Origin of the sequence: Cohnella rhizoplanae, assembly GCF_948329515.1 — a bacterium.
GTDB lineage: Bacteria > Bacillota > Bacilli > Paenibacillales > Paenibacillaceae > Cohnella > Cohnella rhizoplanae.
Genome location: NZ_CAOJCN010000004.1, coordinates 55741 through 77901, shown reverse-complemented (window position 1 = coordinate 77901; position 22161 = coordinate 55741). Strand labels below are relative to the sequence as shown.

General features: G+C 60.1%; 15 protein-coding genes. 13 read left to right on the top strand and 2 right to left on the bottom strand.

Translation table 11 applies throughout. From position 1 onward, the window contains the following. The first annotated feature begins 487 nt into the window (after positions 1-487). From PQG80_RS09175 to PQG80_RS09145, 7 genes are all read left to right on the top strand, one after another. Positions 488-4687: a polysaccharide lyase family 8 super-sandwich domain-containing protein gene (locus tag PQG80_RS09175; RefSeq protein ID WP_271750993.1), complete on the top strand. Its 4200-nt coding sequence runs from the start codon at positions 488-490 to the stop codon at positions 4685-4687. Between the two features lie 97 nt (positions 4688-4784). Continuing rightward, positions 4785-6536, top strand: a complete 1752-nt coding sequence (locus PQG80_RS09170; protein WP_271750992.1) for an extracellular solute-binding protein — start codon at positions 4785-4787, stop codon at positions 6534-6536. A 105-nt stretch (positions 6537-6641) separates the two neighbouring features. Continuing rightward, positions 6642-7571: an ABC transporter permease gene (locus tag PQG80_RS09165; RefSeq protein WP_271750991.1), complete on the top strand. Its 930-nt coding sequence runs from the start codon at positions 6642-6644 to the stop codon at positions 7569-7571. 13 nt (positions 7572-7584) lie between these two features. Continuing rightward, entirely contained in the window at positions 7585-8463 is an 879-nt protein-coding gene (locus PQG80_RS09160) for a carbohydrate ABC transporter permease (protein WP_271750990.1), read from the top strand. Positions 8464-8519: 56 nt separating this feature from the next. Further along, a complete protein-coding gene (locus tag PQG80_RS09155; protein ID WP_271750988.1) occupies positions 8520-10247 on the top strand; it encodes a sensor histidine kinase in 1728 nt (575 codons plus the stop codon). Further along, positions 10244-11884, top strand: a complete 1641-nt coding sequence (locus tag PQG80_RS09150) for a response regulator (RefSeq protein WP_271750987.1) — start codon at positions 10244-10246, stop codon at positions 11882-11884. Before PQG80_RS09155 ends, PQG80_RS09150 begins: the two co-directional genes overlap by 4 nt. A 14-nt stretch (positions 11885-11898) precedes the next feature. After that, entirely contained in the window at positions 11899-13056 is a 1158-nt protein-coding gene (locus tag PQG80_RS09145; RefSeq protein WP_271750986.1) for a glycoside hydrolase family 88 protein, read from the top strand. A gap of 89 nt (positions 13057-13145) precedes the next feature. Here PQG80_RS09145 and PQG80_RS09140 read toward each other — a convergent pair whose 3' ends face one another. Continuing rightward, positions 13146-14228 (bottom strand): NAD(P)H-dependent flavin oxidoreductase, encoded by a 1083-nt coding sequence (locus tag PQG80_RS09140; protein WP_271750985.1) that lies wholly within the window; start codon positions 14226-14228, stop codon positions 13146-13148. Between the two features lie 257 nt (positions 14229-14485). Between PQG80_RS09140 and helD the strand changes: the two genes are divergently transcribed. The 3 genes from helD to PQG80_RS09125 all read left to right on the top strand — a co-directional run bounded on the left by helD (position 14486) and on the right by PQG80_RS09125 (position 18666). Next, entirely contained in the window at positions 14486-16912 is a 2427-nt protein-coding gene (helD, locus tag PQG80_RS09135) for an RNA polymerase recycling motor HelD (protein WP_271750984.1), read from the top strand. 406 nt (positions 16913-17318) lie between these two features. Then, the gene (locus PQG80_RS09130) at positions 17319-17816 is read left to right on the top strand and encodes an RNA polymerase sigma factor (protein ID WP_271750983.1); all 498 of its coding nucleotides are present in this window, start codon (positions 17319-17321) and stop codon (positions 17814-17816) included. Continuing rightward, complete coding sequence (locus PQG80_RS09125) at positions 17797-18666, top strand: DUF5666 domain-containing protein (RefSeq protein WP_271750982.1); 870 nt, start codon at positions 17797-17799, stop codon at positions 18664-18666. Before PQG80_RS09130 ends, PQG80_RS09125 begins: the two co-directional genes overlap by 20 nt. 109 nt (positions 18667-18775) lie before the next feature. On the opposite strand, the gene PQG80_RS09120 is transcribed toward PQG80_RS09125, so the two are convergent. Then, positions 18776-19180, bottom strand: coding sequence for an exosporium protein C (locus PQG80_RS09120; protein WP_271750981.1), 405 nt, complete (start codon positions 19178-19180; stop codon positions 18776-18778). 141 nt (positions 19181-19321) lie between these two features. Here PQG80_RS09120 and PQG80_RS09115 point away from each other — a divergent pair, with 141 nt between their 5' ends. The 3 genes from PQG80_RS09115 to PQG80_RS09105 all read left to right on the top strand — a co-directional run bounded on the left by PQG80_RS09115 (position 19322) and on the right by PQG80_RS09105 (position 22160). Beyond that, positions 19322-19846, top strand: a complete 525-nt coding sequence (locus PQG80_RS09115) for a GNAT family N-acetyltransferase (protein WP_271750980.1) — start codon at positions 19322-19324, stop codon at positions 19844-19846. 313 nt (positions 19847-20159) lie between these two features. Then, a complete protein-coding gene (locus tag PQG80_RS09110; RefSeq protein WP_271750979.1) occupies positions 20160-20819 on the top strand; it encodes a hypothetical protein in 660 nt (219 codons plus the stop codon). A gap of 39 nt (positions 20820-20858) precedes the next feature. Then, on the top strand, positions 20859-22160 hold the full coding sequence (locus tag PQG80_RS09105) for a polysaccharide deacetylase family protein (RefSeq protein WP_271750978.1): 1302 nt from the start codon (positions 20859-20861) through the stop codon (positions 22158-22160). The last annotated feature ends 1 nt before the right edge of the window (position 22161 follow it).

Here is a 22161-nt window from a genome sequence, read left to right as displayed (position 1 = left end):
AGTGGCGCTGTACAGCGCCACATGGCGGGAGCACAACGCCATCCGAGGCGAAGAGGCGCTGTACAGCGCCACATAGCGGGAGCACAACGCTATCCGAGGCGAAGAGGCGCTGTACAGCGCCACATGGCGGGAGCGCGACGCCCGCGAGGCGAGAGCAAAATGGGATGAAGCAGAGAGGTTATCTGCTTCATCCCGTTTTTGCGTTCGGCGGATGGTCGTTCGCTTGGTGCTAGAAGGCGGTCCTCGCCCACTCGGCGCATGGCGGGTCGAGATTGTTTTTATTTAGAAACACGGCACTTATCGGTTATCATAGGCTCAAGTATCGGCCCCCGATTGCCCTCGCAGGGGCGGGAGGGGGCATTTTGCGTATTCAGGTTAACGGAAGTTCATGATCTTGAATCCTGATCATATCCATCCGCTCGCGGCGGGTGCGATAATGAGCCCGAATTTAACTCAAAAGACGGGCGGTGGATTTATGAGGGCAAGGATGTCCGCATTCGAATTCGGCATTTCCGGCAAGCTGCTGTTGGTCGTGACTTTATTGTTCGGCTTGGTCGGGCAGTTAGGCGCGCGCAGCGTTTATGCGGAGGAGGATGCGTTTGACGCGATGAGGACCAAGTGGAGTGACTTCCTGACCGGAGGTACGGGGTACGACGCGCAAGACCCGGATATTGCCTTTAAGCTGAATGCAGTGAGCCAAACGAGCTGGGCATCGATGGACAAATCTTCGGGAAGAACCTCCCTTTGGTCCGACCTGGCCAGCACAACGAATTCCTCCCATATCACCAACACGTATGGCCGTCTTAGAGGAATGGCGCTGGCCTACCGCACCTACGGATCCAGTCTTTACGGCGACCAGACGCTTAAGACGGACATCATCGGCGCCCTCAATTGGATGTATGCGAATCGATATAACGAGAACAAGGCCGAGTACGACAACTGGTGGGATTGGGAGATCGGAACTCCGCTGCAGCTGAACGATATCGTCACCCTTATGTACGACGATCTTACTTCGTCTCAAATCCAAAATTACATGAATGCCGTCGGGTACTTCTCGCCCGATCCGACACGAGTGAACAAGCCGTTCCAATTTGTGTCTACCGGCGCCAACCGCGCCTGGATGTGCATGGTCGTCGGCCTCCGGGCCGTCTTGATCAAGTCGGATGCCGATCTGACCGCTGCCTCCGACGCGCTTAATCCCCTTTTCGCTTACGTCACGAGCGGGGATGGATACTACGAGGACGGCTCCTTTATCCAGCACAATATTTATTCTTACAACGGCGGCTACGGCGCCAGTCTGCTTCAGCAGTTGATTAGCGTGCTGTACTTGCTTGAAGATTCCGATTGGGCGCCTGCGGGATTCGCGAACCTTTACCAGTGGGTGTACGATTCCTACGAGCCGCTCATCTACAAAGGCGCCATGATGGATATGACGCGGGGCAGGGAGATTTCGCGAGACTACGCGGCCGACCATTTGATCGGGAGAGACATCATCGCTGCCCTCGTGCGCTTGTCCCAGGCGGCTCCGCCTGCCGATGCCCAGCGTTTGAAGGCGATGGTCAAATACTGGATCCAATCCGACACTACGCTCAACTTTTTCCGGTCCGTCGATTTGAGCGTTGCCGTGCAGGCCAAGGCAATCATGGCGGACTCAAGCGTCGTGCCGAGAGGGGAGCTGACCGGAGCCAAGGTATTCGCGGGCATGGACCAAGCCGTGACGCAGCGTCCCGGGTACGCCTTCGGCGTCAGCATGTCCTCGAGCCGGATCGGCACTTATGAATTCACGAACGGCGAGAATTACAAGGGCTGGTACACAGGCGCTGGCATGACGTACCTGTACAACGACGATCTGCAGCAGTATTCGAACTTCTGGCCGACGGTCAACAAATACCGGCTGCCGGGAACGACGGTCGATACGCGCACGCGGACGGACGGCGAAGGCGGCGGATACCTGAGTTCGAAGGCGTGGGCGGGAGGTTCCGAGCTGCTCGGCCAATACGCCGCCGTCGGCATGGATTATCAAGACTACGGAACCACGCTGACGGCCAAGAAGTCGTGGTTCATGTTCGACGACGAGATCGTCGCGCTTGGCGCCGGCATTAACAGCACCGACGGAAGAACGGTTGAGACGACGGTTGAAAATCGAATGCTGAACGTAGCGAGAACGACGCAAGGCACCGATCTGGCCGCGCCTGCCGCTGCGCCGGTGGGAAGCGAGCCGCTCCGCCATAAAGTATATGCGGTTACAGACAACGGAAACGACGGCAATGTGCCCGAGAATACGTTCGACAACAATCTCGGCACCCGCTGGTCCTCGTCCGGCGACGGCCAGTGGATCCAATACGACCTGGGCAAGACGCAGCCGATCGGATATGTCGGGATCAGCTTCTATGTGCAAGCCACGCGATACACCACCTTCGATATCGCGGTGTCCGCCGATCAGAACGCTTGGACGACCGTCTACAGCGGCAACTCCAGCGTCGTCCCTAACGATTCGATCCAGGTGTTCGACTTCCCCGACGTGACGGCCAGATACGTGCGCATGATCGGACACGGCTATACCAACAACAGCGCGAACGGCGGCAATTCGGGCCCCTGGAACAGCATTACGGAGGTTCAGATCTACGCGCCGTGCTCGGCGGGCAATCTGATCATCCCCGCTAGCGTGGCCCCGCTTAACGCGGAATCCTTCGCAGACAGCCTGGGCTCCGCCGATCTGACGGCCATCCTGGACGGCAAGATCGGCACTGCTTGGACGGTGAGCGGCGACGGGCAGTGGCTGAAGCTCGATCTGGGCAGCGTAAAACCGGTCGGCTACGCGGGCATCGCATTTCCGCAGGGCACCGATCGGCGCTATTCGTTCGATATCGAAGTATCCGAGGACAATTCGGTATGGAATGCCGTGTACGCCACGCCGTACCAATCGGCGCCGACGACCGAGGTGACGGCCTATGACTTTCCCGATACGAACGCCAGGTACGTGAAGCTCGTCATGCACGGCAACGACGCCGATCTTGCCGACGCCGTATCGGAGGTGCAGATTTATTCGCCGTCCGCGCTCGGCCCGGTGCTGGATCCGCTCCACACGACGCGCAAGGTGAAGGGCGACGAACAGCTGATCGTGAACGGCACGGCCAGATCCGCTGCGCTGGGCTGGTCCGAGAGCATGAGCGGGGTTTCTTATGCCTACCTTGAGGGCGCGGGCGGCTACTACTTCCCGCAGCCGACGAGTATTAAGGGCGCGAGAGCGGTATCCGAGGGCAGCTGGAAGCAGTTGAACGCAGGAGGGCCCGACACGACGCTGTCCAAAAATTACGTCACGTTGTGGCTCGACCACGGTGCCAATCCGGTGAACGAGAAGTACGCCTATGTGTTGCTGCCGAATAAGACGGTCACGCAGACCGCGGCGTATAGCGCGAATCCGAATACGGAGATTCTCGTCAACAACCCGAACACCCAGGCGGTCAAGGAGAAGGGCCTCGGCGTCATCGGAGCCAACTTCTGGGCGCCCAGCACGTTCGGCTTCCTGAGGGCCTCCAATCCTTCCTCGCTCATGCTGAAGGATCAGTCCGGAACGCTCGATGTCGGCGTATCCGATCCGACCCATCTGCAGAACAAGGTGACTTTCGAGATTCATAAGTCTGGCCTCTCCGTCGTAGCGAAGGACGCTTCGGTCACGGTGCTCCAGCTCACCCCGACGATCAAGTTCGAAGTCGACACGAGCGTCAAAGACGGCGTCACCCATCACGTCAAATTCCAATACGATCCCGCGGTAAACGTACCGCTTCCGACGCCGACGCCCGACCCGACGGTGACCAACGCGACCGTCACGGATGAGATGAACGACTATTCCAACATGTACGCGCACAGCCCGAATCTCTTTTTTAACACGTCCAACGCGTCCTACTTCGCAGGAGACGCCTCCAGGCTGGCCCGGACGGCCAACTCGAACGAATACGTCGTCTACAAGGCGGCTGCGGGCATGGAGCTGAAGCAATTCACCACCAAGACCTGGTTCTGGCCGAACGAGACGGTCGACGACTTCCAGTTCTATACGTCGTCGGACAATACGACTTATACTCCCTTTACGCCGGGCAAGACCGCGCCGACAGGCAACTGGTCCCGAGTGGACTACAGCGGTACGCTCCCTGCAGGCACGCAATATTTGAAGATCGTGTTCGCGCATAGCACGGCCAATACGTGGAATCCGCAGATCGGCAGCGTCGAGCTAAAGAGCGCGGTCCCTGTCCCTACCGTCGCGAACGTGACCGATACGATGAACGACTTCACCAAGACGTTCGCGCACAGCGCGCAGTTGGCTTTCGATTCGTCGAATGCGGCGACCTTCGGCGGAGATAACTCGCGGCTCCATCGGAAGACGAATACGAACGAATACGTCGTCTACAAGGCGGCAGCCGGCATGGATCTGAAGCAATTCGCCGCCAAGGCCTGGTTCTGGCCGTACGAGACCGCGGGCGACTTCCAATTTTACGTGTCTGCGGACAACGTGACTTATACGGCGTTCACCCCCGTTAAAGCAACCGTGACGGGCGCTTGGAACAAGGTCGATTATACCGGCACGCTGCCCGCGGGCACGCAGTATCTGAAGATCGTCTACCCGCTAACCGCCGCCCAGACCTGGAACCCGCAGATCGGCAGCGTCCAGCTGGAGAGCCGGGCAACTTGATTAAGAGATGTTCATGAACTTGAATACCGATCATTCCTATCCCGCGGCCGGGATGGAATAATGAAGAAGGAAAGAGTCGTAGACGAGGGGGAGCTCCATGAAACGATATCCAAAAGCATGGTCCGGCATTCTGGGAAGCATGCTGGCCGTGAGCGTCATCGCCGGGTGCAGCGGCGGCAACAACCAGCCTTCTGCGGCAGCCTCGGGCGAATCCGGTCCGCAGCCGTCCGCGACGGCGAGCGCGCAGGCTTCCGGCCAGGCGAGCGCGTCGGCGTCGACGTCCACGGAGCCGCAGCCGAACGACCGCACGAAGTTCGAACCGCCCGTGACGATCACCGGCGCGATCGCGCTGAAGGCATCGGATAAGCTGCGCAACGGGGACACGCCGGAGAACAATCCGGTATCGCGCTGGTTCAAGGACAATCTGGGCATCGTCACCAAGTATCAATGGGTCGTGACGGACCAGGCGGACGCGCTGGGCACGAAGGTGCGTCTGGCGATGACGAGCGGCGAGCAGCTGCCGGACGTCCTGGCGGCTTCGGGCACTCTGTTCGAGGATCTGGTCGCCTCCGGGAAGATCCAGCCGATCGACGAGGCGTTCGACAAGTACGCGACGGCCAGAGTCAAGGAGGCTTACGCCAAAAACCCGCAGGTCATGGCGACCGTCATGCGCAACGGGAAAATGTACGGACTGCCCGATCTGTCCAACGGCTTCGTCGGGGACACGGTCATGTGGGTCCGGCAGGACTGGCTCGACAAGCTGAGCCTGAAGGCGCCGACCAACGTCGAGGAGTACGAAGCGGTGCTCGATGCCTTCACGAACGGGGATCCGGACGGCAACGGCAAGAAGGACACGTACGGCATGGCGCTCGGCGGCAACACCGGGTACCACCATCCGACCGCCAACTACATGGCGGACGCGATGTTCCTGTTCGGCCAGCACCAGCCGTATTTCTGGCTGAAGGGCGAGGACGGCCAGCTGCATTACGGCTCCGTCGATCCGGTGGTGAAGGACGGCCTCGTCAAATTGAGCGAGTGGTCGTCCAAAGGCTACCTGAGCACGGACTTCGGCACGCAGGACGCCACGAAGGCGATCGCGGACTTCACCTCCGGCAAGGCCGGCGTCGTCTTCGCCCCAGGCTGGGCCGGCGGCTGGCCGATCGGCACGGCCATCGCCGACGCCGAAAAGAAGAACGAGAAGCTGTCGATCAAGCCGTATCCGATTCCGTCCGGCGTAGACGGCAAGGTAGGTCGTCAAGCCTCGCCGCCGACCTACACGGCGTATGTATTCCGCGATGGATTCGAGCACTTGGACGCCGTCTTCAAGTATTGGGATACGCTCTACGGCTGCTCGCTCGAGGACGAGATGTGTCCGTTCGGCGCGGGCAAGGGCGAGGGCTACGACTACGTGATGAAGGACGGGAAGCCGGATTGGACGGTGCCCGAAGGGACGATCGATCTCGGCCGCTACATGCTGATGTCCCCCGGCACGACGCCGCCCAACGTCATGGAAGGACCGAACATCTACCAGCGCGTCGCGGCCGGCTCGCGCAACAATATTTTCGAACAGAAGCTGGCGGCCAGCAACGGTCCGCTGACGGTAGAGGGATTCGCGACCGCCTTCCAGCAGCAGAGCTCGGACGTGCCGAACGGCTTCCTGGGCGCGAACACGAAGACGATGATCGAGAAGTGGGAGCAGCTGTCGACGTTGGAGGAGCAGGCATTCTTGCAGATCATTTACGGCAAGGCCAAACCGGACTATTTCGATGCCTTCGTCAAGCAATGGAACGACCAGGGCGGCGCGAAGATTACCGCCGAGGTGAACGAGCAGGTCGCCGTATCCAAGTAAGGCGCGGATGATGGGCAAGACAAGGACGAACGCGGAGCTGCAGGCCGAACTTTTTGCTCCGCGTTCGTTTTTTTATCAGAGAGGATACAGATAGGGGATTGGACGATGAGAACCGAAGCGATCAAACTGAAAAAGCGGAAAGGCCCGCTGAATCTCAAGAAAAATTGGGTCCTCCACGTTTTTCTGCTGCCGTCGGTGGTGCTGCTGTTCATTTTTAATTATATCCCGATGGCCGGACTTGCGATCGGCTTCGAGGACTTCAAGCCCTGGCTCGGCATCTTCCGCTCACCCTGGGCGGGCTTCAAGCACTTCCGCTTCATGTTCAACGACCCCACCGCCCTTCAAGTCATCTGGAATACGTTCGTCATTGCGACGCTGAAGATCGCGATTGGCGCGGTGGCGCCCTTCGCGTTCGCCCTGCTCCTCAATGGCGTTAAAAATATACTGTTCAAACGCACCGTCCAATCGCTCGTCTATCTGCCGCACTTCCTCAACTGGGTCATTCTCGGAGGCATTCTTACGGACCTGCTGTCCACGGACGGGCTGATCAATCAATTCCTCCAATCGCTCGGCTTGGACCGCGTCTTTTTCCTGGGAGACGGGGACTGGTTCCGCGTGACGCTCATTACGAGCGACATCTGGAAGGAGTTCGGCTTCGGCACGATCGTCTATCTGGCCGCCATGGCCGGCATCAATCCGAATCTCTACGAGGCCGCGGATATGGACGGCGCGACCGGCTTCCAGAAGACCCGGCACATCACGGTGCCTTCGATCCTCCCGATCGCCGTCGTCATCGTGACGCTGTCTCTCGGCAACATTCTGAACGCCGGCTTCGACCAGGTATTCAATATGTACAATCCGCTCGTGTATCAGAAGGGCGATATCATCGACACTTACGTTTACCGCGTCGGGCTGATTCAGGGGTCTTACAGCCTCGCGACCGCCGTCGGCTTTTTCAAGTCCGTCATCGGCTTCGTGCTGATCGCCACCACTTACCGATTGGCGACGAAGTACGCCAATTACCGAATTTTCTAAGGGGAGCTCAGCCATGTACAAGATATCTCTATCCTACCGCCTGTTCAATGCGGCGAACATGGTCTTCCTGGCGGCTACCGCGCTGCTCTGCGTGCTGCCGATGGTGCACGTGCTCGCGGTATCGCTCAGCTCGGATCATGCCACGACCGCGTACCTGGTCAAGTTTTGGCCCATCGGTTTTAACTTGGCCTCCTACGAGAAGGCGATGAACAGCAACAGCTTCCTGATCGCCTTCCAGATGAGCGTGCTCAGGACCGTCGCGGGTACGGCGCTCACGATGTTCCTGACGCTGCTGGCCGCCTACTCGATGTCGAAGGACGACAGCGTCTTTCGGGGCAGATCGGTGTACGCCTGGTATTTCGTCATTACGATGCTGTTCCATGGCGGACTGATCCCGTCGTACCTGGTCGTCCAGAAGCTGCACTTGACCAATTCCCTGCTGGCGCTGATTCTGCCGGTCGCGGTCAACGTGTTCAACGTCGTCCTGATGATGAACTTCCTTCGGGGCATTCCCAAGGAACTGGAAGAGGCCGCCATGATCGACGGCGCCGGGCACTTCAGGATTCTGTTCGTCCTGTTTCTGCCGATCTCGCTGCCTTCGATCGCCACGCTGTCCTTGTTCACGATGGTCTTCCATTGGAACGCCTGGTTCGACGGCATGATCTACATGAACAAGGCGGAGATGTTCCCGCTGGCCACCTTCCTGCAGGCGCTGGTCGCGAGCTTCGACTACACGAAGATCGGACTGAACCCCGCCGATCTGGAGAATCTGTCGGAGCGCTCGCTGAAGTCGGCGCTGATCTTTATCGGCACGCTCCCCATCCTGCTCGTCTATCCGTTCCTTCAACGCTACTTCGTTCAGGGAATGACGCTCGGCTCGGTCAAAGAATAGGCGCGATCTAGTATAATACCGGTAAGACTGTCGAATTCGGCCATGGGGGAGACCCAATGAACGTCATCACCAAGGTCATTCTGCTGCTGATCGCCATCCTGCTGCCGGTTGTCGGATTGTATGCCTATTCCTACAAGCAGAGCGTGCGGGTGATCGAGGATCAGATCAACACAAGAAATGAGGACAAGCTGGCTTACTTCCTCAACCAAATCGATAGCCTGATGGATCAGAACATGCTGTTTGCAGCGCTGGCCGCGAAGGATCCGGAGATTCGGAGCGTCGCGTTCGGCGAGCTGCCCGCCGACGGCTACGACCGTTACAACGTCATCGAGTCGATCGCGGGCAAGCTCAATTTGTTCAGCCTGACGAATCAAGTCATGAACCGGATCACGATTTATTTTCCGAAGCACGATCTGTCGCTGTCCACCCAATCGTCGGACGCGTTCGACCGGGAGGCGTTCGTTCAAGCGTATTCGCCTGCCTGGCAGTTGAACGATATCGATGAAGCGGACGTCAGCATGACCGCCTTTTCCCGCTATTTCGTCTATCCGATGCTGCACGACCCGGCCGAGATGATGAAGTCGGACTTCATCATTCGCGTGGATTTCCCCGTACAGAACATTACCAACCTGCTGGACGGCTTCAAGCTGGGCGGGGAGAGCGACTTTCTTCTCTACCGGGGGCCGGACCAAGCCGTATACAGCAGCACCGCGAATAAGGAACGGATCGGACGCCTGCTCCGGACCTATTCGCCGGACCCGTCCAAGTCAGGCCAGTCCTATCATGACCTCGCCAAGCTGGACGGCCAGAATTATCTGATCTACGTGAGGACCTCTCAAAAATTGGGCTGGAGCCTGATCGACATCGAGCCGCTCGACGAGATTCTGCAGCCGGTCGTTAACAATCGCAATCTATTCTACGTCATTATGTTCCTGCTCGTACTGCTGGGACTCGCCTCCGCGCTGCTGCTGCATTACCATATCCGGGTGCCGATCGGGATTCTGATCCGCAGCGCGGAGCAGATCAAGAACAAGAACTTCGCCTACCGGATCCGCAGCGTGCGCCGCAACGAGTTCCAGCAGCTGTTCGATTCGTTCAACGGCATGGCCGCCGAGATCGATCATCTGCTCGGGCGGGTGTATGCGGAGGAGATTCGCTCCAGAGAAGCCATGATGAAGCAGCTGCAGTCGCAGATCAATCCCCATTTTCTATACAACTGCCTGGCGTATATCGTGAATATGGCGAAGATGCGGGAGCACGCATCGGTCATCGCTATGGCGCACAATCTGGGCGACTACTATAAATACACGACCCGCAACGAGACGCTAGTCTCCACCCTGGGATCGGAGATGGAGCTGGCGCGGAACTACATGGACATCATGAGCTCCCAGCTCGACAAGTTCGTGTACGCGATCGATATTCCGACGGACATGCTCAGGCGCGCCATTCCCAAGCTCTTGATTCAGCCGATCGTCGAGAACGCCATCGTGCACGGCCTTGAAGAGCGCATGGCGGACGGCCTCATCGTCATCGCGGGCGCGACGGACGGACGCTACGATCGCCTCGTCATCGAGGACAACGGCTCGGGGCTGTCTCCGGAGGCGCTGCGGGAGCTGCGGCAGGCGATCGCCCTGGACGCCAACAGCTCGGGGCACACGGGACTATGGAACGTGAATCATCGGCTCCGTTACTACTTCGGGGGAGATGCCGGGATGGGACTCGCGCATTCGGCGATGGGCGGACTCAAGATCGAATTGTACTGGAGCTCGGCGGAAAGGGAGTGAGCGCTGTCGTGTATACGGTATTGATCGTCGACGATCACAAGCATCAAGTGGATACGATGGCCGCGACGTTGCCCTGGGAGCGATACGACATCACGACCGTCCATCGCGCCTATGGCGGCCAGGGCGCCTTGGACATTATCGACGCGCATCCCGTCGATATCATGATCACGGACATCCGCATGCCCGGCACGTCCGGTCTGGAGCTGATCCAGTACGTCAACGAGCGCAACAAAAAAATCGACTGCATCCTGCTGACCGGCTATGCCGAATTCGAGTATGCCAAAAAGGCGGTCGAAGTGCATGCGGTCGAGTACTTCATCAAGCCGGTCCGCGACGAGGCGCTCCTGGAGACGATCGGAAAAATTCTGGCGAAGCGTCAGAACGAGCGGCAGCACGACCAGCGGTATGCGTACGCGGCGTCTATCGTGCATCAGAATCTGCCCCTGCTGAGGGAGAATCTGCTGCTCGATCTCCTGCAAGAGACGGGGCCCGCAACCAGTGGAAGGCTCGACGAGAAGCTTGGGATGTACCGGATTCCGTTCACGCAGGGAGACGCCGTCAAGCTGCTGGCGATCAAGTTCGACCCGACCTTCTACGAGACCTACAGCCAGGCGGACATGAAGCTGTTCAAATTCGCGGTTATGAACATGGCGGAGGAGCAATTCTCGGAGCGCTTCCTGATCTGGCCGAGCCAAGTCCCCCAGGACCACCTGGTCTTGCTGATCAAGCCCGTCGAGGAGGAACGCGATACGTCGTCCGGCTGGAAGCCCGAGCAAGACGCCGCGCTTGAAGAATTGGCCGCCCGGCTGCTGTCGAGCGCGGAGCGTTACCTTAAACGGAGCATCGCGCTGTTCGTCTCGGATCCGGTTCGTTTTCCCGCCGGACTTCATCAAGCCTACGTCTCCGTGAACGCCATGCTGCTGAAGAGCGCGAAGCGGCAGGGCGGCGTCCTGTCCAAGCCGGCGACCGGCGCGGACCGTGAGCTGAAGCCGCTAGCGGCCCTCTACCGGCCGCCGATGCTCATCCAGCTGATCCATGCCGGCAGCCGGGATCGGGTGAACGAAAAGCTGGACGTCATTTTCGAAGAGCTGGCTTCCGAGCATGCCGATTCCGCTGCGCATACGCGGGAAGCATACCTGCACTTGCTGAGCGCATTCACTTATCTGGCCCACAAGAAAGGCAAGCTGCTGGAGGATCTCGTGAGTCCGGCGGCCATCCACGCAGAGCGCAAGGCCATCCATTCGGCGAAGCTCCTGCAGGCATGGAGCGCCGTCATTCTCGACGCGCTGTTCGGCCGCGAGCCTTCGCGAGTCGAGGAGAACCACCGGCTGCTCGTCCAGAAGGTGCATGCCTTTGTCGAGCTCAATCTGAACAAGGACGTCACGCTGCAGTCGATCGGCGATTTCGTCTATTTGAACGCCGTCTACTTATCCCAGATTTATAAGGACATTACCGGGGAGAACCTGAGCGATTACATCCTGCGCGCCCGTATGGAGAAGGCGAAGCTGCTCCTGGAGCGGACCTCTCTGCGCATCTACGAGATCACGGAGCAGGTCGGTTATCAGAGCCCGCAGCACTTTATTCGGAGATTCAAGAGCTATTACGGCGTGACGCCGGAATACTACCGCAAACGCTAAGGAGACGGGACGCCATGAGCGCAACGGAAGCGAACACGCATTGGCCGCAGGTCGCATGGGAGCATATTGCCGGTAAGATACGACGCATGAGCGAATCGGTCGGGCCCGCGTTCCCGAATGGCGCGAAGGACGGCAAATACGATCTCGCGCCCGCGCACGATTGGGTGGCCGGGTTCTGGCCGGGGATGCTCTGGCTGGTCTATCGGGAGAATCCGCGGGAGGAGCGGCTGAAAGAGATCGCCGTCGCTTGCGAGCGCGAGATCGGCCGAACGCTGTGGGAGGCGTTCGACCGGCTGCACCACGACGTCGGGTTTATGTTCGGATTAAGCAGCGTGAATCAGTATGAGCTGGCGGGCGACGGAGAAGCGAAGCGCCATGCTTTGATGGCCGCAAGCCTGCTCGCCGGCAGGTACAATCCGGCGGGCAGGTTCATCCGGGCATGGCCGGACTGGGGCGGCGAGGAACACAGCGGATGGGCCATCATCGATTGCATGATGAACCTGCCGCTACTCTATTGGGCCTCCCGGGAGATCGGGGACCCGCGCTATCGGCTCATCGCGGAGATGCACGCAGATACTGTGCTTCGCGAGTTCGTGCTGCCGGACGGGTCCGTGCATCATATCGTCAGCTTTGATCCGGCTACCGGCGAGCGACGCGGTGCGCTGGCCGGCCAAGGCTTCGCTGCCGACTCAGCATGGTCCCGAGGGGCGGCGTGGGCGCTCTATGGATTCGCACTCAGCTACGTATGGACCGGCCAAGCGCGATATGTCCAAGCCGCCGAGCGGATCGCCAGGTACTTCGTGGCGCATCTGCCGGACGACCATGTCCCGTACTGGGACTTCAAGCTTCCGGAAGACGGCAGGGGCATGCCCCGCGATTCCTCCGCCGCGGCGATCGCGGCGTCCGGGCTGCTCGAGCTGGCAGCCGCGCTGTCGCCTGCAGAAGGCGGATGGTATCGGACGCGCGCCGAGGAAATGCTGCGGTCTCTGTATACGCGATATGCGGTCGAGGATCCGCTGGAGGAAGGGCTGCTCCTGCACGCGACCGGCTATTACGCGCAGAAGATCTACGTGGACGCGCCGCTCATATACGGCGACTATTATTATGCGGAAGCGATATGGAAGCTGAGTCGGGCGGGAGCGAGGGCTGACCCGCAGACGGCGGGCTCATAAAGCAGGAAAAGCCGAGCAGGCGCTCCCTTTAGGGAGCCTGCTCGGCTTTTTGCCGTGTCTGGGGACTGCGCTTCGAGTACCGTTACCGTTCAGCCCTGGCCGGCGAGCTTGCTCAAGTTCCCGATCGCGGCCTGCGCCTCGGCGACGGTCCGCCTCACAATATCGGCGGCGGCCTGCGCCGTTGCCAGCCGGAGGCCTTGGCCCGCCCAGAGGGACATGAGCGATGGATCGTCCGCTTGGGCGGCGGCCTGGCGAATGTCTCTCGTCAACGCATTCTGGATCGGATAACCTGGAATCGTCCCCGGGTAGGCCTGCATGTCCTGCATGAACTCCGTGCGAATGCCGCGCGCTGCCTTGCCCGAGTAGACATGGGTGATAGCTGTTGCGTCCTCCCCGGACGACAACACCATCCGCTTGTGCGCGGCAGGGGCGCCGCTCTCCGGGCTCGCCAGGAACGCGGTGCCCATCTGCACGGCCGACGCCCCGAGCGCGAGGCTGGCCGCAAGTCCGCGTCCATCCATGATGCCGCCCGACGCGATCACGGGTACCGACACCCGGTCCGCCAGCTGCGGCACGAGCGCCAGGGTCCCGATCAGCGCGTCCCCGGCATCGCCCAGGAACGTGCCGCGGTGTCCGCCGGCCTCGCTGCCTTGGGCCGCGACCGCGTCGACCCCGGCCGCTTCCAGGCGGATACCCTCCTCGACGGTCGTCGCCGTGCCGACGATGAACGTCCCGCGCCGCTTCATCGCCTGGATCGCGTCCGCGGGCGGGATGCCGAAGGTGAAGCTGAATACCGGCACGCCCTCCTCCAGCAACACCTGCAGCTGCGCCTCGAACGATGGGGCGTGCGCAGGAGTGAAGGGAGCCGGCCCGATGCCCAGCCTCGCCCGATAGTGGTTCAGATGCGCGTTCATCGCCGCCACCGCTTCATCCGCCGTGTCCGTTCGCTCGGGAACGAACAGATTGACGCCGAAGGGCCGATCCGTCCGCCGTCTGACCTCGCGGATCGCGTCTCGGATCTGCTCCGGCGTCCAATAACCCGCGCCCAGGCTCCCGAGCCCTCCGGCATTGGATACCGCCGCGGCCAGCTCGGGCGTCGCGGGACCGCCCGCCATCGGCGCTTGAAGGATCGGGCAGGAGATGCCAAGCCTGCGCGTAAATGCATTTTCCATGGACGGTCGCCTCCTGTATGAGCATTCCCTTCGCGTGTGCGCTACAACAAAAAAACCGGCGTCTCTGCCGGTTGAATCTACATCCTAAATATATAAATTGCGCGTCAATCCGCGCTGTGGTATCATGAGAAACCGGTGACTTTTGCCCACTAATCACACTTAATGCATCTTACCTTCATACTAATCATACCACGTGGGGTCATGGGATGTCAAACGTTCTTTTTCTACCATGAACGGAAGGGAGCGGGATCGGAACAATGATCGACGAGAAGGATTGGCAGCAGGAGCAGGAGCGTCTGGACCAAGTCACGGAAAAGCTGAAGGAGCGGATCGCCGAGCTGGAGCCGGAGGCGGACGGCCTCCGGAATCAGGCGGGGGACCTGCGCAAACGGTTCTGGGAAGAAGTGACGGTGAACACGGCCACCGACGAGGACTTCGAGGAAACCTTCTACAGCATCAAGCAGCAGGAGGCGATCTTGTCGGAGCGGGAGCGCAGCTACCGTCTGCGGCAGCAGCAGTGGAAGGGCTTGAACCGGCTGCTGCCTTCTCCATACTTCGGCCGCATCGACTTCAGCGAGGAGGGCCTGGACGCCGTCGAGCAGGTCTACATCGGCGTATCGTCCTTCGTCGCATCGGACGGCATGGCGTTCTTGGTCTACGACTGGCGCACGCCGATCGCGAGCATGTACTACGATCACTCTCCGGGTCCGGCATTCTACGATACGCCCGGCGGGCGCGTGACCGGGACGATGGAGCTGAAGCGGCAGTATCAGATTCGCGATGGCCGGCTGCTGAGCGTGTTCGACACGAGCCTCACGATCGGCGACGAATTGCTGCAGCAGGTGCTCGGCCATGGCGCGGACGCTCAAATGAAGAGCATCGTGGCGACGATCCAGAAGGAGCAGAACGCCATCATCCGCGACGATAAGAGCCGGATGCTCATCGTGCAAGGCGCCGCGGGCAGCGGCAAGACATCGGCGGCGCTGCAGCGGGTGGCTTATTTGCTCTACAAGCATCGCGAGCGGCTCAAGGCGGACCAGATCGTTCTCTTTTCGCCCAATCCGATGTTCAATAGCTACGTATCTACCGTCCTCCCCGAGCTCGGCGAAGAGAACATGCAGCAGACGACCTTCCAGGAATACCTGGAGATCGGGCTCGGGAAGGCGCTGCGTCCGGAGGATCCGTTCGATCAGATCGAGTACGTGCTGTCGAATCCGCATACGCGCGCGTACGAGGCACGGCTCGAGGGGATGGCCTACAAGGCGTCGGCCGCGTTCCTCCATGCGCTACGGGGTTATGCGGAATGGCTGGGGCGGGAGGGCATGCGGTTCGTCGCCATCCGGTTCCGGGACCGCGACCTGATCTCCGCGGAGCGCATGAAGACGCAGTTCTACGGCTACGATCCCGCCATCGGCGTCGCGAACCGCGTCGCCATGCTGCAGGAATGGCTGTTGAAGGAGCTTGCCGTTCTCGAGCGCGAGGAGCGGGAGGCGCCGTGGGTGCAGGAGGAGCTCGATTATCTCGACAAGGACGATTATGCCGCCGCATTCCGCGAGCTTCATCAGGACCGGGGCGTGTTCGACTTCGCCGAGCGGTATGAACAGGTCCAAGAGCGGCTGCAGGGGCGGAGCCGGCGGGACGAGAGCGACTTCGACTATGCCGAGCGCGAGGAGGAGCTGCTGCGCAAGCAGGTCGTGAAGGAGCAGTTCAAGCCGCTGCGCCGGTTCGTCAAGCGGATGCGGTACATCGACACGGCGGGACTGTACGGCCAGCTGTTCGAAGGGCGGGAGGCGTACGTCGCGATGACCGGGGAGCCCGAGATCCCGGCGTTGTGGGAGGAGATCTGCGGGCAGACCAAGGAGAAGCTGGGACGGCTCGAGCTCTTCTACGAGGATGCGACGCCGTACTTGTATTTGAAGGAACTCGTCGAGGGCGTTCGGACGAACACGGAGGTCCGGCATGTTTTCGTCGACGAGGGACAGGACTATTCGGTGTTTCAATATGAATTTTTGAAACGGCTGTTCCCCCGGGCGCGCATGACGGTGCTCGGCGACTTCGGGCAGGCGATCTTCACGCAGGCCACGGAGCTGCACGGCGCGGATTCGCCGCTGCTCCGGCTGTACGGCGAGGCGGATACGAGGCTCATCCGGCTGGTCCGCAGCTACCGGTCGACGCGCGAGATCGTGTCGTTCGCGAGAGTGCTGCTGCCGGACGGCCGGGAGATCGTGCCCTTCGAGCGAAGCGGGCCGAAGCCTGTTCTGGTGAAGGCAGCGAGCCGCGAGTCATCCGCGGCGCGGATGGCGACGGACGTCGCGGCGCTGCGGGCCGAAGGCTTCGCCTCCATCGCCGTCATCGCGAAGACGGCCGCAGAGGGTGCCGAAGCCTACGAGGCGCTGAACGCGCTGGGCTGCCCTTCGCTGCGGCTCGTCACCAAGGAGACGCCGACCTTCGAGAAGGGGACGCTGGTGCTGCCCGCGTACCTCGCGAAGGGCGTCGAATTCGACGCCGTGCTGATCTACGACGCGTCCGCGGAGACGTACGGCCGAGAGAGCGAGCGCAAGCTTTTCTATACGGCATGCACGCGCGCGATGCATCGGCTGCGGCTGTATGCGGCGGGGGAATGGACGCCGTTCGTCCAGGCGCTAGACGTTTCTTTATATGAACTTGCAACGGAAAAAGAATAAAGCGTTGCGACAGGTCGTAGGGTGGGGATACGGCGGTAGCGGGTGCCATGCACAATTCCTGTGCACCATCCGCTCCGCCGCCTTCCGCATTTTCGTACCTATTCGGCCATCTAACGCGCCCCCGCCACTTCCACGCACAATTATAGTGCACCATCATGCCCGCCCCGGCTACTTACCACGACTCCACCGCCTTCATTCCTGTGCACCATCGTGCCCACTCCGGCCACGCACCACGCCTCTCTGCCTACATTTTGCGCGCGAATGCAATTCTCCTGCATCCCTTCGCGTTCTTCCTTGCGTCTATAGCGTGTAATCCGACTCGAAAAAGCAAATATTTTAAAATAATCGACCTTCGTGAAAAATATCCGCCTGTTCAGTTGTATTCATAGGGAAAGGAGGTGCTGAGGTGTACAATTCATTTGAGCTCAATGAATCTGTGCTGAAGGCCTTGGATCGATATTCGCAAAGTCTGATCAAAATCGCCTTCGCATATTTGAAAAATATGGCCGATGCGGAAGAAGTGGCGCAGGACGTATTCCTGGCCTATCTGCAAAAGCGCCCTGTCTTCGAAAATAACGAGCACGAAAAAGCGTGGCTGATCCGCACGACGATCAATAAAAGCAAAAACATGCTCAAAGCCGGATGGTTTAAAAGCCGGAATCCGGTTCCCGAAAACCTGAGCTACCTCCCGCGGGAAGAGAACGAGGTCCTGCAAGCCGTACTGGCGCTGGACAAGAAGTACCGGATCCCGATTCACCTTCATTATTACGAAGGCTATTCGATCCAGGAGATCGCGGACATTCTCCAGGCCAAGCCCGCCACGGTAGGGACTTGGCTCGCCAGAGGACGGATGCTGTTAAAAGAGAAGATCGGAGGCGCAGAGGATGAAGCGTTCAGTATATAAATCCGCGATGTCTCATTTGAAAACGAGCGAGAACTTCAACGAGGCCACCTATCAGAAGTTAATGCGCGAGATAGAAAAGCAGGAGTCCGACGGCACGAATAACCCCATACAATCGAAGGAGCTGGTTAAAATGGAAAAGGCAAAGAAGAAGACGGTAACGAGTTGGACGGTCGGGGTAGCGGCGTGCGCGGTATTGGCGGTAGGGATCTTCGCGATCAATCAGAACGGTCCGGCCAAGGATTCGGTAGCCTCCCCCTCGGCGACGGTACAGCCTTCGGCGATCGCATCCGAGAAGCCTCCGATCCTGGGCAAGGTACAGGTCAACATCGACGGCGTCATCTCCGAAGTGAGCGCGGACGGCAAGAGCTTCAAGGTCGGCGACCTCTGGGTAGAAGTAACGGATCAGACGAAGCTGGGCAGCAACGAACCGACGGCGACGGCTCCTTCCGAAGAGCTGCTGCAGAAGGAGTTCAAGGTCGGCAACATCGTGTCCGGCTTTACCTCGCAGGATGTCGCTTCCGGCCGCGTGACGGCGGACGTCATCTACAACAACATGGCCCCGGCCAAGGAGGAAGCGCCGATCAAAGGCAAAGCTGCGGTTAACATCGAAGGCGTCATCTCCGAAGTAAGCGCGGACGGCAAGAGCTTCAAGGTGGGCGACCTCTGGGTGAACATTACGCCGGATACGGCCATGGGCATCGACGGCCCGACGGCGGCAGAACCGTCCGAGGAGCTGCTGCAGAAGGAATTCAAGGTAGGCAACATCGTGTCGGGCTTCACGAGCGAGGACGTCAGCACGGGCAAGGTCAATGCGACGCGCATCTACAACAACATGCTGCCGCAGCAATAAGCGGAACGGCCCATCAACGCGAAAGAAGCTGCTTCGAGACCGCTCGAAGCAGCTTCTTTTTTGCGATCGTGCCAGAGATCAGTACAGCACAGTACAGCAATGCCTTGGATCAGGTAAGGCTGTAAACCGTTGCGCTGAGGTTAATCGGTCCGATAACCGTGGCCGTTAAGCCGGCGGTCAATTTCTCGATGGACAGCGTGTAGGCGTGTTGGCCGGGAGCCGCATTGTCATACGCCTGCAAGGTGACGAGCGCGAACTGCTCGAAGCCCGATTCGATGCCTTGACGGGAGTAGTAAATCTCGTGGCCGTCGCGGAAAATACGGAACAATACGCTTCCCGTACCCACGTCTCCCCGGAGGCCGACGGACGCTGAGAGTTGGACCGTGTTCGGAATAGAGGGCACGGAGGAGATGACGGTCGCGAGCCCCACCCCTTGGGGCGTCTGAGGTACCGGGATCTGCACGCCGTCCGTGATCGGCGTCACGGAAGTCGCGTTGAAGTGGACGATTGCCATTCTTGTTCACCTCCCTAATAATAAGGATGAGACATTCTATGAGTGGCTTCCGGTTGCCGATTGGACAAACTGCTCGCGTTAAAAATCCATTTTATTCAACCGCCATAACGGAACGGAATGAGAGCCGGAGGAGGGTATCGGATGACGCAAACGCAAGAAACATGGACATGCCGCCTGGCGGATACCGGGGATGCGGCGACGGTGGCCGCGCTTGCCGAGGAGATCTGGCACGAATACTACGGGGCGCTCCTGTCCCGCGAGCAGATCGTCTATATGGTCGACAAGTTCCAGTCGGCGGACGCCATCGCGGATCAGATCGCGACCCAAGGCTACGAGTACTATCTGATGCAGGCCGGCGGCGAGAATGTCGGCTATCTGGCAGTCAAGGAGGAGGGCGGGAAGCTGTTCCTGAGCAAGCTGTACGTGCTGAAGGCGCACCGGGGCCAGGGTTATGCGAGCCGGGCCATGGCTTTTATCACGGGACTGTGCCGGGAGCGCGGACTGGACGCCCTCTGGCTGACGGTCAACCGGCACAACGACGGCTCGATCGCGGTGTACGAGAAGAAGGGCTTCGCCAAGGTGCGCGAGCAGGTCGCGGATATCGGGAACGGCTACGTCATGGACGATTATGTGATGGAAAAAGAAATCCGCGCAACCGAGGGCTGATGCGGCCCTCGAGCGCCGTCGCTCGCACCGCCTGCCCGCCGCCGGTCTCGGCGGCGGGCTTTTTTAATCATTTAGCCCGTATCCCCGCATTGGTGGCGCTATCATCCCGATCATCCCTCCTTTTAGCCTAATTCCCGGTATACAAATAGGTACTTCGGCCCCGCTAACAAATTGGAAAATTCATCTATAATGAAAGAAACATTTTTCGACACGAATCAACACTTATCCAGAAAAGGTGAATTCATCGATGTTTTCTCCCTTCCTTAAAAAGAAGAACGGCGCGGAGCAGCAGTCTCCGCATGAAGATAGGGTCTTGAGGAAGGAATCGAACGAGCCGCAGGCGGCAGCCCCTGCTCAAGCGGCGGCATCCGGGGCAGGCGAAGAGACGGGGGAATCCGTTCTAGTCCATAAGAGCCATATGGATAAGAAGTCGCTCGACCTCATTTTTGCCGTGGAACAGATGATCAAGGACAAGCAGCATATCGAGATGAGCCACCAGGACCTGCAGGACCGGCTGAGCCACGCCAACGGGCAGACGGACAGGTTGAACCGGGATCTCAAGAACCTGGGCAAGGTGATCGAGGAGCGCGAGAAGAGCATCGCGGAGCTCGAGCAGCGATTGATCGACAAGAATCTGAAGGTCGACCAGATGATGGAGGATTACCGGGAGCTGCACGGTACGCTGTCGGGCGAGGTCGAGGAGCTCAAGGGCATGGTCGAGCTCGAGCGCCAGAACTATGCCGGCCTGCTCCAGAAGTACAACGGCATGTCCACGGAGAAAAACAGAAAGATCGGCGAGCTCGAAGAAAAGAACGAGCGTCTCGAATCGGAGCTCGCCCAGATGAAGCAGAAGTTCGAGGCCCTGCGCCAGGAGAAGACGCATCTGCTGACGATCGTGAACGACTTCACCAGCCGGCTGTCGTCGCCGTTCGCGACCGGCGCGGACCGGTTGGACGGGGTCTCCGCCGACTAAAGAGCAGATCGGGATCGGGAACAGAAGGGCGAAGAGGGCATGGAAACATACAGCATACAGGTGATGGAGCTGCTGTCGCTCGGGCGGACCGAGGATGGCGGGCATCGGATCGAAGTCGCGGTGATCCGCGAAGACAAGCCGCTTACATACGCGATCGATATCGACGAGCATACGTACACGGAACTCGAGGCCTTGCGGCCGCTGAGCGGAGGCAGGGCGAGGCTCTCGCCGTACCCCAAGTGGGATCCGTACCGAAATACTTATTATAGCGCGCTGATCAGGACCACGAGCGTGTCGCGTGACACGCTGTATTTTGCATGCAGCGAGGCGTACCTGGAGCAGATCAAGCGGATTCGCCAGGCTGCGTCTTCTCTCCTCCCGCTCGGCGGCGTTGAACGCGGCGGCCATACAGCGCCATCTGCCGCCCGGAGCCGGGATCCGCTGCTTCGCCGATTCGCGGCGTACGGGCCGCGCGCTTCCGCGCTTCTCCTCCTGCTGCTGTGCGGGGCGGTCGCCGTTCTCTATGTGTCCGCCGGAGGCAGGGGCGACGCCGCGCTGAGCGAGCCGGCACGCGCCGAGGAGGCGAAGGCGATCTCCTCGGAAACGCCGATCGCGCAGGTCGCCGCTGTCGCCGGGCCGGGTACGGCTAAGGAGATCGCTACCCATGCGGTCGCATCGGCCGCTGTGGAGCCCGCCGCGCAGGCAGCGCCGGCGCAGGCCTCGCTCCAGCACGACGCCAGACAGACGGGGTACGTCGTCGTGGACATAGACGAGGAGAAGAAGTTTTTCGGATTGCCGAGCAACGAAGTCGCCTTAACCTTCGACGACGGTCCCTCTCCGCTGACGAAGAAGATCGTGGACATTCTGGCCGAGCAGAAGATCGCGGCGACGTTCCTGTTCGTAGGCCAAAATGCGAAGCGACATCCGGAGGGCGTGGTGTATGCGCACGAGCACGGCATGGCCATCGGGAATCACTCCTGGGACCACAGCGTGCTGACCAAAGCCTCGGCGAAGGACCAGAGCAAGAACCTGTCCATGACGAGCAGCCTGCTGGAGTCGCTGACGGATGACCCGGTGACGTTGTTCCGGCCGCCGTACGGCGCCGTCGACGAGGCGCTCGTCTCCGCGGCCCGGAAGCAGCGGATGAAGACGCTCCTATGGAATCGCGACCCCGAGGACTGGAATGCCAAGAAGGCCGAGGATATCATCCGATACTTCCGCGAGGTCGAGGCTTCCGGCGGCGTATACGTGATGCATGAGGACCAGCACACGGTCGAGGCGCTGCCGGCGATCATCAAGTATTTGAAGGAGAAGGATCTGAAGTTCGTGATCTTTAAATAAG

What these genes read in the sequence shown, in the direction of transcription:
- PQG80_RS09175 (WP_271750993.1), top strand. Translation starts at nt 488, where the DNA reads ATGTCCGCATTCGAATTCGGCATTTCCGGCAAGCTGCTGTTGGTCGTG.
- PQG80_RS09170 (WP_271750992.1), top strand. Translation starts at nt 4,785, where the DNA reads ATGAAACGATATCCAAAAGCATGGTCCGGCATTCTGGGAAGCATGCTG.
- PQG80_RS09165 (WP_271750991.1), top strand. Translation starts at nt 6,642, where the DNA reads ATGAGAACCGAAGCGATCAAACTGAAAAAGCGGAAAGGCCCGCTGAAT.
- PQG80_RS09160 (WP_271750990.1), top strand. Translation starts at nt 7,585, where the DNA reads ATGTACAAGATATCTCTATCCTACCGCCTGTTCAATGCGGCGAACATG.
- PQG80_RS09155 (WP_271750988.1), top strand. Translation starts at nt 8,520, where the DNA reads ATGAACGTCATCACCAAGGTCATTCTGCTGCTGATCGCCATCCTGCTG.
- PQG80_RS09145 (WP_271750986.1), top strand. Translation starts at nt 11,899, where the DNA reads ATGAGCGCAACGGAAGCGAACACGCATTGGCCGCAGGTCGCATGGGAG.
- PQG80_RS09140 (WP_271750985.1), bottom strand. Translation starts at nt 14,228, where the DNA reads ATGGAAAATGCATTTACGCGCAGGCTTGGCATCTCCTGCCCGATCCTT.
- helD (WP_271750984.1), top strand. Translation starts at nt 14,486, where the DNA reads ATGATCGACGAGAAGGATTGGCAGCAGGAGCAGGAGCGTCTGGACCAA.
- PQG80_RS09125 (WP_271750982.1), top strand. Translation starts at nt 17,797, where the DNA reads ATGAAGCGTTCAGTATATAAATCCGCGATGTCTCATTTGAAAACGAGC.
- PQG80_RS09120 (WP_271750981.1), bottom strand. Translation starts at nt 19,180, where the DNA reads ATGGCAATCGTCCACTTCAACGCGACTTCCGTGACGCCGATCACGGAC.
- PQG80_RS09115 (WP_271750980.1), top strand. Translation starts at nt 19,322, where the DNA reads ATGACGCAAACGCAAGAAACATGGACATGCCGCCTGGCGGATACCGGG.
- PQG80_RS09105 (WP_271750978.1), top strand. Translation starts at nt 20,859, where the DNA reads ATGGAAACATACAGCATACAGGTGATGGAGCTGCTGTCGCTCGGGCGG.